At 40.9% G+C, this 16,628-nt stretch carries 17 protein-coding genes; 10 read left to right on the top strand and 7 right to left on the bottom strand.

The annotated features are described in order from the left end of the window. Nucleotides 1–190: 190 nt before the first annotated feature. The 3 genes from CSV80_RS13800 to CSV80_RS13790 form a co-directional block, all read right to left on the bottom strand. Complete coding sequence (locus CSV80_RS13800) at nucleotides 191–763, bottom strand: SCO family protein (protein WP_099671209.1); 573 nt, start codon at nucleotides 761–763, stop codon at nucleotides 191–193. Between the two features lie 72 nt (nucleotides 764–835). Further along, nucleotides 836–2,596, bottom strand: coding sequence for a GMC family oxidoreductase (locus tag CSV80_RS13795; RefSeq protein ID WP_099671208.1), 1,761 nt, complete (start codon nucleotides 2,594–2,596; stop codon nucleotides 836–838). Nucleotides 2,597–2,619: 23 nt separating this feature from the next. Further along, on the bottom strand, nucleotides 2,620–3,399 hold the full coding sequence (locus CSV80_RS13790; RefSeq protein WP_099671207.1) for a gluconate 2-dehydrogenase subunit 3 family protein: 780 nt from the start codon (nucleotides 3,397–3,399) through the stop codon (nucleotides 2,620–2,622). A 358-nt stretch (nucleotides 3,400–3,757) separates the two neighbouring features. Here CSV80_RS13790 and CSV80_RS13785 point away from each other — a divergent pair, with 358 nt between their 5' ends. Both CSV80_RS13785 and CSV80_RS13780 read left to right on the top strand, forming a co-directional pair. Continuing rightward, entirely contained in the window at nucleotides 3,758–4,198 is a 441-nt protein-coding gene (locus tag CSV80_RS13785; RefSeq protein WP_099671206.1) for a cell wall hydrolase, read from the top strand. A gap of 168 nt (nucleotides 4,199–4,366) precedes the next feature. Next, nucleotides 4,367–6,952 (top strand): CBS domain-containing protein, encoded by a 2,586-nt coding sequence (locus CSV80_RS13780; RefSeq protein WP_158231911.1) that lies wholly within the window; start codon nucleotides 4,367–4,369, stop codon nucleotides 6,950–6,952. A 156-nt stretch (nucleotides 6,953–7,108) separates the two neighbouring features. Here CSV80_RS13780 and CSV80_RS17685 read toward each other — a convergent pair whose 3' ends face one another. Together CSV80_RS17685 and CSV80_RS13770 are read right to left on the bottom strand one after the other, a co-directional pair. Continuing rightward, nucleotides 7,109–8,443: a hypothetical protein gene (locus tag CSV80_RS17685; RefSeq protein ID WP_199083976.1), complete on the bottom strand. Its 1,335-nt coding sequence runs from the start codon at nucleotides 8,441–8,443 to the stop codon at nucleotides 7,109–7,111. A gap of 171 nt (nucleotides 8,444–8,614) precedes the next feature. After that, nucleotides 8,615–9,535, bottom strand: a complete 921-nt coding sequence (locus CSV80_RS13770) for an HNH endonuclease (protein WP_099671204.1) — start codon at nucleotides 9,533–9,535, stop codon at nucleotides 8,615–8,617. A gap of 310 nt (nucleotides 9,536–9,845) precedes the next feature. Here CSV80_RS13770 and CSV80_RS13765 point away from each other — a divergent pair, with 310 nt between their 5' ends. From CSV80_RS13765 to CSV80_RS17560, 8 genes are all read left to right on the top strand, one after another. Beyond that, complete coding sequence (locus tag CSV80_RS13765; RefSeq protein WP_099671203.1) at nucleotides 9,846–10,325, top strand: LytTR family DNA-binding domain-containing protein; 480 nt, start codon at nucleotides 9,846–9,848, stop codon at nucleotides 10,323–10,325. A 10-nt stretch (nucleotides 10,326–10,335) separates the two neighbouring features. Further along, a complete protein-coding gene (locus CSV80_RS13760) occupies nucleotides 10,336–10,758 on the top strand; it encodes a DUF3021 family protein (RefSeq protein ID WP_158231910.1) in 423 nt (140 codons plus the stop codon). Beyond that, complete coding sequence (locus tag CSV80_RS13755; RefSeq protein WP_099671201.1) at nucleotides 10,742–11,653, top strand: ABC transporter ATP-binding protein; 912 nt, start codon at nucleotides 10,742–10,744, stop codon at nucleotides 11,651–11,653. The genes CSV80_RS13760 and CSV80_RS13755 overlap by 17 nt, the downstream gene beginning before the upstream one ends. 3 nt (nucleotides 11,654–11,656) lie before the next feature. Further along, nucleotides 11,657–12,511, top strand: a complete 855-nt coding sequence (locus CSV80_RS13750; RefSeq protein WP_099671200.1) for an ABC transporter permease — start codon at nucleotides 11,657–11,659, stop codon at nucleotides 12,509–12,511. A 97-nt stretch (nucleotides 12,512–12,608) separates the two neighbouring features. Beyond that, entirely contained in the window at nucleotides 12,609–13,160 is a 552-nt protein-coding gene (locus tag CSV80_RS13745; RefSeq protein WP_099671199.1) for a hypothetical protein, read from the top strand. A 117-nt stretch (nucleotides 13,161–13,277) separates the two neighbouring features. Then, on the top strand, nucleotides 13,278–14,075 hold the full coding sequence (locus tag CSV80_RS13740; RefSeq protein ID WP_158231909.1) for a CPBP family intramembrane glutamic endopeptidase: 798 nt from the start codon (nucleotides 13,278–13,280) through the stop codon (nucleotides 14,073–14,075). 162 nt (nucleotides 14,076–14,237) lie between these two features. Continuing rightward, nucleotides 14,238–14,453: a hypothetical protein gene (locus tag CSV80_RS13735; protein ID WP_199083975.1), complete on the top strand. Its 216-nt coding sequence runs from the start codon at nucleotides 14,238–14,240 to the stop codon at nucleotides 14,451–14,453. A 222-nt stretch (nucleotides 14,454–14,675) separates the two neighbouring features. After that, nucleotides 14,676–14,819, top strand: a complete 144-nt coding sequence (locus CSV80_RS17560; protein WP_158231908.1) for a hypothetical protein — start codon at nucleotides 14,676–14,678, stop codon at nucleotides 14,817–14,819. A gap of 312 nt (nucleotides 14,820–15,131) precedes the next feature. Here CSV80_RS17560 and gloA read toward each other — a convergent pair whose 3' ends face one another. Both gloA and gloB read right to left on the bottom strand, forming a co-directional pair. Then, a complete protein-coding gene (gene gloA, locus CSV80_RS13725; protein WP_099671195.1) occupies nucleotides 15,132–15,512 on the bottom strand; it encodes a lactoylglutathione lyase in 381 nt (126 codons plus the stop codon). An 88-nt stretch (nucleotides 15,513–15,600) separates the two neighbouring features. After that, the gene (gene gloB / locus CSV80_RS13720; protein WP_099671194.1) at nucleotides 15,601–16,302 is read right to left on the bottom strand and encodes a hydroxyacylglutathione hydrolase; all 702 of its coding nucleotides are present in this window, start codon (nucleotides 16,300–16,302) and stop codon (nucleotides 15,601–15,603) included. Nucleotides 16,303–16,628 lie beyond the last annotated feature (326 nt).

Raw genomic sequence — 16,628 nt, 5'->3', positions numbered from 1 at the left:
TAAGGCACCTGTCCAGGGTCTCAAGACGCACGCTGATCCCTCAGGAGTCGGCCTTTCTCCGTTCCGGTACACTCTGATACTCTAAAAAAACATTTACTGATAAGAACAGAAAAAAAGCGTAAAGGACTCATTCCCCTTACGTTTTTTCTGTTCTGTCCCAACCTCCTATTTAATTGCATGAACAAAAACTCTACTTCCCTAACACCTTCTTCACATCCGCCACCAGCAAATTATTGTCCGTATCGCTCATACCGTTATACTGCTTGACGATCTCTCCGTCAGGATTAATTAAATAAAAGAAAAAACTATGCGATCGCTGGTCAAGTGCTCCCTTTTCCAGAAAAGCTTTAAACGTATGAATCGATAGATCTTGAATTTCTTCAAAGCTATAACCCGTTAAAAACGTCATCGTCTCTAGGTCAACACCATAGTCCTTTGCATATTCTCGTAAAACTTCTGGTGTATCATTTTCCGGATCAATGCTGAATGAAATAATACGAGGTGTTAAACCGTCATTTTTTAGTTCTTCCTGAATACCGACCATATTAGCCGTCGTCCTCGGGCAAACGGTCGTACAGTGCGTATAAGAGAAATAGGCAATCCACCAATCGCCTGTCAAATCATCCAAGCCCAGTGTATCCTCGTCTTGTGTAGTGTAGTTGAAATCTGGTACCTTCTCTGACATATTCGTTTCGATTGTATTGTTGCAAGCACTCAGAAAAAGAGCGGCTGCCAAAAGTATGAGGACGGATCGTATAGTCATAGGCATCTTTCCTCGCTTTACTATGTATGAAAGAAAGGAGAGAGGTTGTGATCCCTCTCTCCTCCTGTGAAATTATGCTTTTGCTGTTTCCTCTTTTTTAACCAACTGGCCGCCACCGCTCTCTAAGAAAGTAATCATGCCTTCTGCAGCACGATACGCTAGAGCGCCAACTGTTGCTGTAGGATTGGAACTACCCATAAGTGGGAATGAAGAAGCCCCCACTACGAATAAATTATCCATATCCCATACTTGTGAATAGTTATTTACAGCAGATGTCTCAGGATTGTCTCCCATCACTACACCGCCACCTGTATGGTCAGATAATGACGTCTTATCAAATTCCGTTTCCTCTGTAATTTCAGGAATATTTATATGATCTGCACCCATTTGCTCCAGTAACTCTTTTCCTCTTTGGTGGGCATATCTGACAATGTTGCGGTCTTGATCATGGAACTTGCTCGTGACACGCAGTAATGGATCGCCGAATATATCCGTATACGTCGGATCCAAGTCCATATAGTTTTCGCGCCAAGCGAGGGCACCGTTTTGTTGCTGAACGTCTATCCGACGGTTCGCATAGAAAATGGACTTGTCCTTGAACTCTTTCCCCCAAGATGGAACACCTGCAGGAACATGGTTATTCGTAATCGGTCGGTCTCCTCTTTGAGACGTACGCAAACAGAAACCATGCAAGAAATCGAGTTTCGTATGATCGAGTTGCTCCACGTTGAAATCATCCATCGTCACGCCAAGTGCGCCGGTACCTGCATAGCGGTTGAATTTCTTCTCATCAAAGAATCCACGTACACGCGTATGCGTCAAGTTCCGTTGGTGAGCAGTCAAGTGGCTTCCAATCACGCCTGTTCCGTCTTTCGGATTGTATGGCTTGCTGATTTCGGATAACAGCATGAGACGAGTATTCGTGAAGGTAAAGCCGGCCACAACGACAATATCTGCCGGTTGAATGAACTCTTCTCCTGTTTCTGTATCTACATATTTAATACCAACCGCTTTTCCGTTTTCATGTACAATCCGAACCGCATACGAATTATTGCGTAACTCATAATTACCGCTTTTATGTGCTGTAGCTAAAACCGTAGCAATTGGATCCGCTTTTGCCCCGAAGTCACAGCCAAACGCTTCACAAAACGCACAGTACACACATCCGTTGATCGTCTCTCCGTCCGGATTAGTATACGTCTCGGATATGTTAGCAGAAGCTATACGGTACGGATGATAGCCTAGTTCTTTTGCCGCTTTCGTAAAGGTACGAATGATATCCGTTTCTTTCATTGGCGGTGTCGGGTAGTCATCCGAACGCTGTCCCGGTCGCAATGGATCCGGCTCACCAGAAATACCGGCAGTTTTTTCAAACTGATCATAATACTTCTCTAGTTCATCGTATGTAATACCCCAGTCTTGGAGTTGCATATCTTTTGGAATGATTTTTTCTCCATACTTTTCTACCGTCTTCGTATGCATTTCGAAATCCGTTGGAAGCCAGCGATATACCATGCCGTTCCAGTGAACACCTGAACCGCCCGTAGCCGTACCATTAATCGCATTTGTATCGTTACTTCGGTTAGGAGTCGCCGTTTCATCGAGCGTATTACGGATCGTCAACGTTTCTTTGTTCAATTCTTGGAACATGAGTTTCCGCACATCGTAGCGAAGTTCGTCTTTTGCACCGACGAAATCTTCTCGCTTCTGCGCTTTCCCTCTTTCTAATCCGACTACTTTATATCCTTTTTTCGTTAATTCAGCTGCCGCAATTCCGCCTGCCCAGCCTGAACCTACGATGACTGCATCAACTTTATCCAATGTTTTTACCATTCTGTTCTCCCCTTTCCTATAATTTATTTAGGTTGATAATCTGTCAGGCTCACTTGATCCATTTTCACGAACTGATCTTCTTCTATCATATGGGCATACGATGCGATAGCACCTGGATATTCTTTCATTTTCCAGCCTTTCATATCTCGATTGCCTCCATATAACGGATCACAATACGCGCCTTCAAGTGTAGTAGAACGCAATAAATTAAAGAATCCTTTCGAACTAATGCCTTTGACTTCCACTTTGTCATCTGCAAAGTCCGTCATGATTTCTGATTGCTGATCTTCCGTCGCTTTAACGAAATTCGTATCAAATCGTTTTTGACTCTCGGCATCCATGGTACGTAACCCATTAATGAAAATCTGCCCGCGATCAAGACTAGAGTCTGAAGCCGCTGCTTTAGAACCTATAAAAGGACCTTGTCTGTAATCGCCAACATTGGACCCATAAGGACCTGCCAACTGTTTATCGATATAATAAGGAACCCCTAATTCAATCGCTCCAGGTCCGTTATCATCCTCAGGGAAGATTCGCTCCACTGCCTGCTCCAAAATAGCGAAATCGGCAATACGCGTGAAGTACATACGCGCTTCCTCATAACGTTTCTCTTTACCGCTTCCTTTATCCGCAGCGGTATTCGAGTTAGTATCATTTTTAGAACGATTGCTAAAGAGACCGCCGAGTAACGCACCTCCAGCTACACCTCCGACAGCAATTCCTGTGTTTTTGACGAAACTGCGGCGTCCCGGATCGGAAACTTCATTTGTATTCTTCGGGTTGTTCGAATTATTATCAGCCATTGGCTTGTCCTCCTTTTTAATGTAAATAAGTCAACACTAGACTAGCGATGCATACTGGAATATATTTGCAACCATTAGAATGGTATATGTGTATGCAATGAAGAGATCATTATGTATTTGTTCGCAACGCTAGTAGAAAAAAGATTATTCAGCTCTCCAGTAAGTTGTAAGAATAATACTTCATTTAGGAAATGTACTGTTCTATACACAGTGTACGTCCTATGTCTGTATTTTTCAAACTATTAAACTATACCCTATTATTAGAGAAAAAAATGCTATGATTAGGTCGAGTGTAATTATTTTTCAAAACGTAACATCTCTGCCCCTTGTTCTCATACACTACAATGAGGTGAAAAATATGGCGAGAGTAAAATACCGAGATTCAGATGTCTCATTAATGGCTAGAATGATGAGAGCCGAAGCCGAAGCCGAAGGAAATCAAGGAATGTTATATGTCGGAAATGTCATCGTGAATCGTGCAATAGCCGATTGCCTGGACTTTAATGATGTACGGTCCATATATGATGTGATTTTCCAAATACAAGGCAATAATTATTCATTTGAAGCGGTACAAAAAGGAAACTTGTTCTATCAACGAGCGCGAGAATCCGAAAAAAGATTAGCTGAAAGAACTCTCACTAACTGGCGACAACATCCCGCTCACTATGCTCTATGGTACTTCAATCCATATGCACCCTGCCCCCCTACTTGGTATAATCAGCCGTTTACAGGGCAATATAAAAATCACTGTTTCTATGAACCACAAGCGGGTACGTGCGATAGTGTGTATATGGGATAAGACAGGTACCATTTACTAGTCTTAATTGAACATTCTGGTCGGGGATGATAAACTGGTGCTATGAAAACAATCGAACGTAATGAGTAACCACCTTCCACTTGGTCAGGGTAGAAGGTGGTTACTTTTTTATTAATTATAATGAGTAACTTCACACAGGAGGTACTACTAGTGCAAATTATTACATCTCACGTCAATACCGACTTTGACGCACTTGCTTCGATGATTGCAGCCAAAAAACTGTATCCAGACGCACAACTAATTATTTCAGATAAGCTGGAAAGCCGCGTACAACGTTTTTTAAATATTTATCGAGACGTCTTCGACTTTGTTCCGAGCGCTCAGGTGGACTGGGAACAAGTCACGGAAATGATTATCGTCGACGTTGCTTCTTTATCTAGAATAGGCAAACTTCCTGATGATTTCGATGCATCCAAGCGGAAAATCATCGTCTACGACCATCACCAAAAAGATGAAAATGACGTGCAGTATGATGAAGGTCTCGTGGAATTAACTGGCGCTGCAGTCACGCTACTTATTGAGGAAATACGTAAACAGAATATAGCTATCTCCAGTTTTGAAGCATCATTATTTGGACTTGGTCTGTATACAGACACAGGGAATTTTACATATGCAAATACGACCGTGCGGGATATGAAGGCAGCTGCCTATTTACTTGAACAGGGAATGAGCCTAGAAATGGTTGGTAGTTTCGCGGAGGAGACGTTAACATCCGAACAGCAAGATTTATTGGATCAGTTGCTTACCCATACGGAAATTCATGAAGTCGATGGTCTGGAAATTGCGGTTAGTACCCATGAATTGGATCATTTCGTGAACGGTCTTGCCTTGATTACAACAAAGGTCTTAGGGGTTAAAGGAACGGATGCGGTGATAACCGTCGTGAAAATGAAGAATTCCGTGTTCATCGTGGGTCGTGCAAGCTCAGAGCGTATCACATTGCAACCCATTCTGAAAAAGCTCGGTGGTGGCGGCCACAAACACGCCGGTTCCGCCACGGTGAAAAAAGGAGATAAAGAAGCGATTCTTGAAGACATCCACAGCAGTTTGGAAACGATGCTGCGCCCAGCGATTACCGCAAAAGAGTTGATGACTTCTCCCGTTAAAACACTTACTCCAGATACTACAATTGAAGAAGCAGGCCATCGTATGTATCGCTACGGACATTCAGCCTACCCAGTTGTAGAAAACGAAAGACTAGTCGGTCTTATTACTAGACGCGATCTCGATAAAGCGAATCACCACGGACTCGGTCATGCGCCTGTAAAAGCGTATATGACGACGAAAATGTACACGATTGGACCGGAAGCTTCACTCGAAGAAATTCAGGAACTCGTCATTAAACACAATATTGGTCGTTTACCTGTTATCGAAGATGGCGAAATCGTGGGCATTGTGACTCGATCGAATATTATCCAAGTACTGTACAGTGATATGACGGCGGATAAAAAGGTAGCAAATACTCCACCTTCCAATGAACTGATTAAAAGAATGAAAAAGCACCTGTCCGAAGAAGCTCTCCAGCTGTTGAAAGATATTGGAGTAACAGCGAGTCGCATCGACATGCCTGTTTATTTAATCGGTGGGATTGTCCGGGATATTTTATTGGACAAGCCGAATTTCGATATTGATATTGTGGCGGAAGGTAATGGAATCGAATTAGCGAACAGGTTAATGGAAACACACGGTGGCGACGTCCTGGAACATGAAAGCTTTGGCACAGCGACATGGAATACGCCATCCGGTTTGTCGATCGATCTCGTGTCGTCTCGACTCGAATATTACGAACAGCCTGCCGCCTTACCCGAGATCGAGACATCCGTTCTCGGTGATGATTTGCAGCGACGTGATTTCACGATCAACGCCATGGCCATCCGTCTGAATGCCGAAGTGTTTGGCGAATTAATTGATCCGTTTGGTGGACAGAATGATCTACGCGAGAAGAAAATCAAAATCCTTCATAATATTAGTTTTGTCGAAGACCCTACTCGGATCTTCAGAGCGGTACGCTTTGAACAACGTTTCGGATTTTCGATGGATGAACAGACAGAGAAATTGGCGCTTGAGTCTATCGATAAAGTGATCCATTTATCTCCCCAACGCATGAACGAAGAAATGATTCGTTTGTTTACGGAAGGCAGTCCACAAGAAGTCATCCGACGTCTATTTGAACTGAATGTTTGGCAACAGTTCGGTGTACATGAAAAACAGTTGGATGCATCGGTCGCTACAGCTGAACATCTAGAACAGATTTACAACGAACAGGTGCGTAAGATTACGAATTTACAAGTCGCTGAAAAACCTAGCTGGTTCAATTACTTTTTACTACCCTTCTATTGTAATGATAGCTTGTATGCCGTAGAGAAATTTACGTTGCGAAAAAACAGAAAAAAGTTATTGGAAGAAATCATGGCGTTGCAACGACAAGAACAGTGGAATGAATTCACACAAATTGGCGACTATCATCTATTTTTACACGACTACTCCGATGAAGCTATTTTGTTTATCCTAGTGGCTGATCAAGTGCCACATCAGGAATCCTTTATTGAGTATTTATATCATCGCAACAAACTACAAAACTATTTGAATGGCGGCGATTTAGTCAAAGCGGGACTCAAGCCTGGGCCAAATTTCTCTAAAATCTTGCTACACTTAGAAGTGAGCCAGCTTAATGGAGATGTCTCTTCAAAAGAGGAAGCCGATCAGTGGTTGGAAGAGTATGTATGTACGCTATAATGAAGAAACACAGAACAGCCCACACTTTCAAAATGAAGTGTGAGCTGTTTTATTATGTACTTTTCTGAAGCTAGAATAATTCCCAATAAAAAAACACCTAGAAAGTTAAAGGGTCCTTTAACCTTCCAGATGTTCCTCATTTAATATCGGATTGCTTTACTTCGAATCCGCTCTAAATCCTGCTTTATCATAACCGTATTTATCATAACCATTTCTATCGTACCCTAACTTATTAAAGCCTTTTCGGTCATAGCGGTCTTCATCATAGCCCGACTTATCATACCCTTCATCATCTTGGTTCGTTCCATTTCGATGGATACCTTGAGGAGTAAAGCCATTGCAGTCGAACCCTTTTGTATCATACTTCGTACCATTCGCATGTTTACCATCCCGATTAAAACCATATCGATCATAGCCGAATCGGTTGTAGCCTTCTTTATTAAAACCGTTCTTATCATAGCCTTGCAAATTAAAACCTTTTTTATCATAACCTTGGCGATTTCGGCCATTCTTTCCGAAACCTTCTCGATCGACCCCTGCTTTATTAAAACCATCGCGATTATAGCCTTCACGATCCAAGCCATGTTTATTAAAACCTTGTGCATCATAGCCTTCCGAATCATAGCCAAGCGAATTTAAGCCTGATGCATCGTATCCTGCTCGGTCAAAGCCATCTCGATTGTACCCGTGCTGATCATAACCTTCTTCATCATACGTCTTCTCGCTAATATGTGCACCATCGCGTGTAAAGCCTTCACGATTGTATCCTCTTTTATTGAAACCCTGGGCATCAAAGCCTGCTTGATCAAAGCCGTGATCATCGAACGGACTGTTATTTAGATGAACGCCTTGAAAATCAAAGCCTTTTCCATCATACATCGTGCCGTTCATATGCTTGCGATCACGATTGAATCCTCTTTCGTCATAGCCGAATTTATTATAGCCTTGGCGATTAAAACCATTCTTATCGTAGCCTAGGTTATTAAATCCATCCGTTCCATAACCTTGGGCACTCACACCGTATTTATTGAAACCGTACTTGTCATAACCTTGCTTATTGAAACCCGCACGGTTGAAACCATGGACATCATAACCGTCTCTGTTATAGCCATTCTTGTGAAAGCCCTGTCGATTGAAACCATCCGCTTTATAGCCTTCTTTGTCATAGCCTTGGACGTTATAACCGCTTTTATTATACCCGTCTGCGTCATAACCATAACGATCATAACCCGTTCGATCAAAGCCCGCTTTATTATAGCCGGTGGCCCTAAATCCTTCTTTGTCATACCCTTGATTATTATAGCCATTTTTGTCAAAACCCTGTGCATCAAAGCCATACTTATCAAAACCACTGGCATTAAATCCTTGTTCATTAAACCCATGACGGTCATAACCAAACTTATTAAAGCCTCGTCTGTCAAAACCTTCACTATTATAAATCGTCGTATCTCGTTCTATGTTTTTATCTCTTAACGGATCACCATAGTTCATGTCGTACCTCCGCACAATATGTTATCGAATTCACTCTCTCTATGCATCATACTACAAAAAGAGGGTAAACTCACCAAGTTTTGCAAGGGCTGCAGATGAAGTATGGCGAATTGAACGAAACTGGAGCACTTATAGCCGATCACGGACTGAATGTTTAGCGTGACGGTAGGTTTACTCTTTAAACATATGCTTCTTATGCCATTTCAAATACGGCTTGTTCTTCTCCGTTCGATTCACTCTCATCTTGCTGTGCAATCCATACTTCTCGTAATCCTCTTCAGGAATTCCAGATGAAATATGTATCTTTCCTGTTCCGTCAAACGCAATGAAGCCGTTATGATAGAGCGCATCATGATTGCGACAGAGAAGGATGCCGTTGTTCGGATCGACACGTTCGTTGTTCGTACAGTCTTTCCACGGTTTAGCGTAGCTAGCTTGCAATAATTCCGGTAACTCAATGTCGCATAGCGCGCACTGATCATTCCATAGTTGCATGAGCTCGTTGCGGAAACGCTGATGGCCCATTCGCACTTTTGTTTTCGTTTCCGATTCGGTTTCAGCAAGTACCGGAATGAGGAAATCATGCTCCGTTTTCTGAACGGTACCCATGACGAACTCCAATTGTTCTTCATCGATTTCGTAAATATTTAAATCCGCGATCAACTCAACCAATTTGATAGTAAGTTCTTCATTGCACGGGAAAAGATAGCCTTGATTGCCATTGCCATTCTCTTGAAATGCCGAGTATTTAATTGGCAATAGCGGTAGAAGTTCATCGAAAAAATCCGCAATCGTCAACGGTTTATCGAGTTCGTGATACTCCACATCCACTAAGTAGCCTTTGGCGTCTTCACTGTCTGGCAAAGGAATCGCAGACGGCTTTCTCTCCTCGCGGTAACTCGACTTCGCCACACTGATGGCGACAATATCCCCTTTTACATAATGAAAAATGCGATCTCCTTCGCATACTTCTTTCATCCGTTCCCAAAAATGATGAACATTGCCTATACTGTCTTGCTGCAATGACCAAAGCACACCCAACTCTTTCTCTTCATCGTATGTACGTCCTTGCATAACGATATAACTTTGCATCGTGCTTCACTCCTTTGCGAACTGACACGCTTCTTCTCTCTTGATTATACCGAAACTAACTATCTTTCAACAGTCGATTAATAAATTGCATGTCGTTATCTTTACTTCACGTTAAGACAGTGACTAGCAGACTACACAATTCTAAGACTTTCACGCTAGGAAAACTTGTACTCAGTGCAGTTCATTCATAACGCCTTACATCTCTTACTACTATGACAGGCAACTTAATGGAACAGCAATAGCTGTTTATGCAACTAAGCCCCCTCTACATGCAGGTCACTACAAAAGCCATTGTTCGATTTCCATCCCCATGATACGATTCAGCCATGAACAACGAATAGAGGTGATTACCATACGGCTGAAAATTGAAGAATCCAATGAATTTCAAGAGATTGAAATCACCATCAGATGTCCTGAAGTCGATGAGCGCTTATCCCGTCTCATACGTCAGATCAATCAGATGATGTATAGCTTTACAGTTACAAAAGATGACGCTGTGTATTCTATACAATCCAGTGATGTTCTATATATCGAGACAGTGGACAATGCATCCTTTTTATACACACAGGATAACGTCTATGAAAGCGAACTGCGGCTTTATGAATTTGAAAATCAATTGAAAGATACGCGATTTCTACGGATCAGCAAACATATGATGGTGAATACATCCAAAATTGAAAGTGTTCGTGCGTTATTGAATGGGCGATTTGAAGCAATCTTAGAGAACGGTGAAATGGTAATCGTGAATCGTCATTACGCAAAAATATTTCGAAAGCATTTCCTAGGATGAGGTGAAGCAGTTGAAAAATCTTTTACTCTATATAAGCGGGGCTTGCTTCGCATTTACATTCAGCACAATCGTCTATTCTCTTTTCCGGTTTCTTGGAATCTACCCTCCACTGACAGAAAACATGACCCTTTCCATGCTAGTCATTTCAATCATCATTACGATTCTTATTTTTCTTTCACATCAATTACCAATAGAGAATCCGATATGGGTGTATGTGCTTGAAGCTAGCTGCGTCATGGCTGTTATGATCGTAGCCGGTGCATTTTTCGACTTATATCCTTTCGGGCTGTATAACGTAGTGACGGCTGTACTGGTGGGGCTTATTGCGTATGGATCTGTTATTGTACTGATTTATTTACACAATAAAGCAGACGAGTTAAAAATAAATCACACGATCTTGCAGAGGAGGAATCAAGATGCAAACGATCATTGAAGTGGAGAATGTGAGTAAATCGTTCGGTCATGTGAATGCTGTTGACGATATGAGTTTTTATGTAACGAAAGGAAGTCTATTTTCATTTCTTGGAACGAACGGCGCCGGTAAATCCACAGTGATATCTATTATTTTAACCGCACTCCAACCAGACAGTGGCTCCGTCACGGTCAACGGATTTACGGTTGGTAAAGAGGATAAAGTAATTCGGAAAGAGATCGGAGTCGTATTCCAAGAAAGCTTGCTAGACCCGCTGTTATCTGTGCAAGAGAACTTGGAAATACGCGCACAATTATATGGAATGGCAAAGCAGGAGCGACTAGCGGCCATACAGCGCTGCGCTGAAATTGTAGATATTCATTCCATCTTGAAACGACGATACGGCAAATTATCTGGCGGCCAGAAGCGAAGAGTCGATATCGCTCGTGCCCTTCTCCATCAACCGAAGATTTTGCTGCTCGATGAACCGACAACAGGACTCGATCCACAAAGTCGTCAGCAAATCTGGAAAATGATCGGACACTTACAAAAAGAGCATGGCATGACCGTTTTTCTGACGACACATTATATAGAAGAGGCCGCCAATTCGGATTTCGTTATCGTCATAAAAGAAGGCCGGATCATCGCCAAAGGAACTCCAGTAGAGTTAAAACAGCAATACTCTGCAGACCGCTTATTTATTACGACGACCGATCACACTGCATTGCGCACACTTTTTCAACATGATGATGTGGAGTTTCAAGAAGAAACGGGTAGATACACAATCGACTTACCGAGTACGATAGCAGCCATTCCTATACTCACTAAATACCAATCGTTTATTTCGTCTTTTGAAGTACGAAAATCTAGCTTGGATGATGTCTTTATTCGTATTCATGATCGAAAGGATGTGTAGATTATGCTGACTTTTGCTAAAAGAAATTTACTGCTCTATTTTCGAGATAAGTCTGCAGTGTTTTTCTCATTGCTAGCTGTCTTCATCTTGATTGCACTCTATGTATTCTTTCTTGGCGATTTGATCGCGGATGGAGTGCCGGACTTTCCAGCGAAGCATTGGCTCCTGTTGTCTTGGATTATCGCGGGTGTAGTCACGGTTACGAGCGTGACGACTACATTAGGAGCATTCAGTGTCATGGTAAACGACCAAGCAACCAATGCCTATAAAGATTTCCGTGTTACGCCCACCAAACCATCCCAACTACTAGGTGGCTATATAATCAGTTCACTCTCCATAGGATTTCTCATGTGCATCATGACTCTTCTGGTAGCAAACGCAATGCTTTTCGCCACTGGCGAGCCTTTACTTTCATTCACACAATTCATTCAATCGGTAGGCGTACTATTTTTAGCGGTTTTGACTGCTGGTTCAATGATTTCTCTACTCGTCATATTCTTTAAAACCTCTAATGCATTTGCCGCTGCTAGTACATTAATTGGTACATTGATCGGTTTCCTTACCGGCATCTACATTCCAATCGGCACTTTACCTGCCTATTTACAAAGTATGATACAAATTTTCCCGATTTCCCATATCGCCGCTTTGCTTCGCCAAATTCTCATGGACGCTCCAATGACTGAAGCATTCGCTCAAGCCCCCGTCGAAATAAAAGAAAGCTTCCAGTTGAACATGGGAGTAGCTTTCAAAGTAAATGGTTGGCAAGTCTCTCCTATAGTCAGTGTCATGTATCTACTACTAATCACTATCATTTTCTTTATACTTTCAGCTAGTGTAATGAAATACGCTAGAAGATAGTGTCCAACTAGTAAAAGATACGAGATCCACAAACAATTCGGAATCTTTATGCTATGATACGCATAACCAATACCACCCTACTAAAAGAGGTGATTGAATGGATTTCATTGCTTGGACGATTATTGCTTGTGAAATAGGTTTTTGGGTCGTTATTCTTGCTGGCCTCATTGCTCGATATGTATATAACAAAAAACGACTCGGTTTATTTTTTCTAGCGTTAACACCAGTCATCGATTTACTATTGCTAGTCGTCACGGCTTCCGATCTTTATAATGGCGCTGTTGCTACACAAGTTCATGCCGTTGCGGCGATTTATCTCGGTGTATCCATCGCATTCGGAAAAAGTATGATTCGCTGGGCGGACGAACGCTTTCTTTACTACATCAAGAAGCAAGGCACAAAACCTGCGAAGAAAACAGGATATGCCCATGCGCGCCATTCCGTGAAAGGTGCGTTGCAACATGTACTAGCATTTATCATCGGTGGCGGGTTCTTGTTTGTCATGATTTACCTAATTGGAGATGCCAATAAAACAGAAACACTATCCCAAACGCTGAAATTATGGGCGCTCATTGTTGGCCTTGATATGGTGATCTCACTCTCCTACTTCATTTGGCCACGGGCTGAAAAAGTGAATCGGTATGGGTAACATGCTGTTTTCGTGGAGATACAGTTTGGTAGATGGAATGGTTTCCTAGAAAAGAGGATGCCAATTATAAAGAATCTTAATTTAAGGATTTTCAAACTTAAATCAAGGGGGTTGTATATGACAAAGCAAAAAAGTGTTAAAGGATTATTAATTTATCTTTTTATTAGTATCATTGCAATGTTTTTCCTTTATCTTATTGGACTATCGATATTATTGACAAATCCCACCGAATTAGAGCAATTGAGTGAAATGATGGGGATTTCGGGACCACCTGGAATCTTAGCCTTACTCGCCGTAACTCCCAATTTCATCATAATAATAGTAGTGCTTGTAATTGGATTTTTCACAGCTCATAAAGTTGGTTTGAAATCTGTGGTTATTCACCCTAACGCTAGAGTAAAGTCAAAATCAGATTGGATAAATGGTATTAAACTAGCTATGATACTAGGTTCGATTGCAGCTGCCGTTGTGATTGGATTCGATTATTTTTTTCAATCATACTTACCAGATAGCTTAATCGAAACATTACAACCGTATTCCGCATTACACTTTATATCGGCTTTACTGTACGGTGGGATTGTTGAGGAACTAATAATGCGTTTCGGTGTGATGAGTTTGTTGGTCTTTATTTTTTGGCAATTATTTAATCGGAAATCGGAAAAACCTACGAATTGGGTCTTTATCCTTGCCATATTCATTAGCGCATTACTATTTGCATTAGGTCACTATAGCGCAACCGCAAATATGACAGAAATGACCGCATTTATTTGGTTCCGAATGATTCTCCTGAATAGTATAGGTGGCTTATTCTTTGGTTGGATTTATTGGAAGCACAATCTAGAGCTTGCAATGCTTGCACATATGTTTGCACATATTGTTATGCATTTAATAATGTTGGTTATCACATTTTCATAATAAGACGATAAACATCGCTGTTCTTACTCTGGTAATGTTAGCTGTAGTAATAAGTAACTTAGAAGGAATATACACCTTCAAAATGATATTCTACAAATGGGTGCAGTAGTTGAAAAGTGTTATTACTACTTTACCATCCAGCAAAATTGGAGGTGGGTTATTTTGAATAATGAAAGTTCCTCAAAACTAGAAAAATGGCGAGCAAAATATGCAGCTTTAGTTATTGCGTTAGGTTGCTTATACAGTGTAATCATTGGTTGGGGAGAAAATTGGATTCTAACAAGCATTTTAGGGCTCGGTGTAATCGTCTGTGGAATAATAGGTTTTTGTGATATAAAGCGATTTATAACTAGCAAAGCTAAGAATGGAAATTTTTAATTCTCTAAACAAATGGGTGGCTTTACTTGAAGATAATTATGCTGCTAAGACAGCTCTTTTTCTAATTCAACTAAAGGGACATTGAGTAGTAGTTAAAAAAGATTGAGACTTTGCCTGCGGATAAATAGATGTAGTAAAGTAGGAGTTTTATGGCGAACCATATATTTATTGCAACAAAAAGTGGATTGAAATTCAAATAAATGAGTTATTGAGGTTTAGAAGATGAAAAATAATAGAAAAAAACGAAACGGCTCTTTTAAAGATTTCCTAATTGAGCTGCGGGATTCAATCTTATTTGAAGTGGCTTGGAACGTCTTGATGTTTATCCCAAGAATGATGATTCGCGTAATAAAGAACATTTGGTAAAGTAGTTAATCGAAATGTTGATCTTCGCTACAGCCGGCGATTGGTTGAATCAGCGAGGGCCGCAACGAAGAACGGCTTTTGAGATTGAATCTTGAATCAAAAGAATGTAGAAGAGTGATCCATAATCTTCATCTGAAAAATGTAAGTCTTACTCCCGACATTCAGGTAAAAGTCTCAGAACTCATAAATACAAAGACCCCTAATATTTATTATTATAGAACCAAAATAAAAGCCTACACCTCGTTTCTCTATTTTGTAAGTAGAGGGTTGAGGGGGTAGGCTTTTTACAATCATTTTTGTATTTAGAATGTTTTAGTGCTTACGCTTTACTTCGATTCTATAGCCGTCAGGGTCAGTCACAAAGAAGTAAGAAGGTGTTTCACCTGAAAGTCCCTTCAATTCACCTGTTTCATAAGAAGATGCTTTACAGATTTTATGCATTTCTTCTAAATCATTTACTGTTACGCCTAAATGACTGAAACCATTTCCTATAACATATGGTTCTGCATCATAATTATAAGTAAGCTCTATTTGTACGGATGACCCTGGTGAATTTAAATAGATTAAATCAAATTTATTCTCAGGGAATTCTCTGCGACTGGCTACTTCAAAATCAAAAAGCCCAGTATAGAAATCTAAAGTAGCATCAATATCTCTAACACGTAGACAAATTTCAACGAGTACTTGGTTCATTACTATCATCCTCCATCATTTTATTGACCTTATCTTATCATAGATACTATATCAGTACACTTTATGCGATTGAATAAAGCCAATTGTTCTAGAAGTCATCACGGGCATTACGCAGTTCGATAAAGTCCTCCACTGTTTCCACTTGCAGAAAGAGGTTGATTTCCTTCTCCCTGCCGATTGTTGTCGGGAGCGTTGGCTGTCCTTTAGCACGCATTTCCTGGACTTCTTCCAATGATTTGGAGATTTTTTTATTATCCGGATGCATTTCGGATGCAAAACGTAAATTAGTTTCGGTATACTCGTGACCGGGATAAACATGTATATCATTATCTAAGCGCTTAAATTTCTGCAAAGTTTCATATTGAGCTTCGTAATCGCCAGTAAAAACTCGACCGCATCCTGCTGAAAACAAGGCATCTCCGCAATAGAGATTATTTCCCATTAAAAAACTGATATGGCCATGCGTATGACCTCCTGATTGGTAAACTTGGAAAGTTTGGCTCAACAAGTTAAAGGTGTCCCCTTCTTTTACAACACTATTCACCAAGTCTTTCGTTTCTTTCGGTCCATAAACATGACTTTCCGGATGACTCGCTAGAATCTCCCGTACCCCGCCAGTATGATCTTCATGCATATGAGTTAAAAGAATGGCCACCAAACGAAGCTGCTTTTCTTCAAGGTAATCAAGGACAACTTTCGCTTCTCCTGGATCAACCACAACTGCCTCTGTTTCTTCTTGAATGCACCATATATAATTATCAGAAAAGGCTTTGATTGGATGAATAATCACTTTATGATTCCTCCCCTTTTTATATAGTTAATTTGCGGTTTGGAGACTTTTTTACCTTCCACCGACATGTTTTAATTTATCCTGCTATCATAACATAGAGATTATTACTATACATGAAGGAGACATCCTCCTCTGTCCGTAATTCAATCCTTAATCTCGTCATCTAAAAAAAACTTTTTGTTTATCATTTTGTGGAGTACCACAACGGATTAAAGAAAAGATTGAATTACTTTAATGAATAGTAATAAAAAACATTTTTTGTACATCCACTCTATTAAAAGATAAACAAAGAGGCTTTTGGTGGTTGAATGCACAGGAGTGGTTTG

The organism is Sporosarcina sp. P12(2017), from assembly GCF_002743035.1.
Lineage (GTDB): Bacteria > Bacillota > Bacilli > Bacillales_A > Planococcaceae > Sporosarcina > Sporosarcina ureae.
This window is presented reverse-complemented; position numbering and strand designations above follow the sequence as displayed.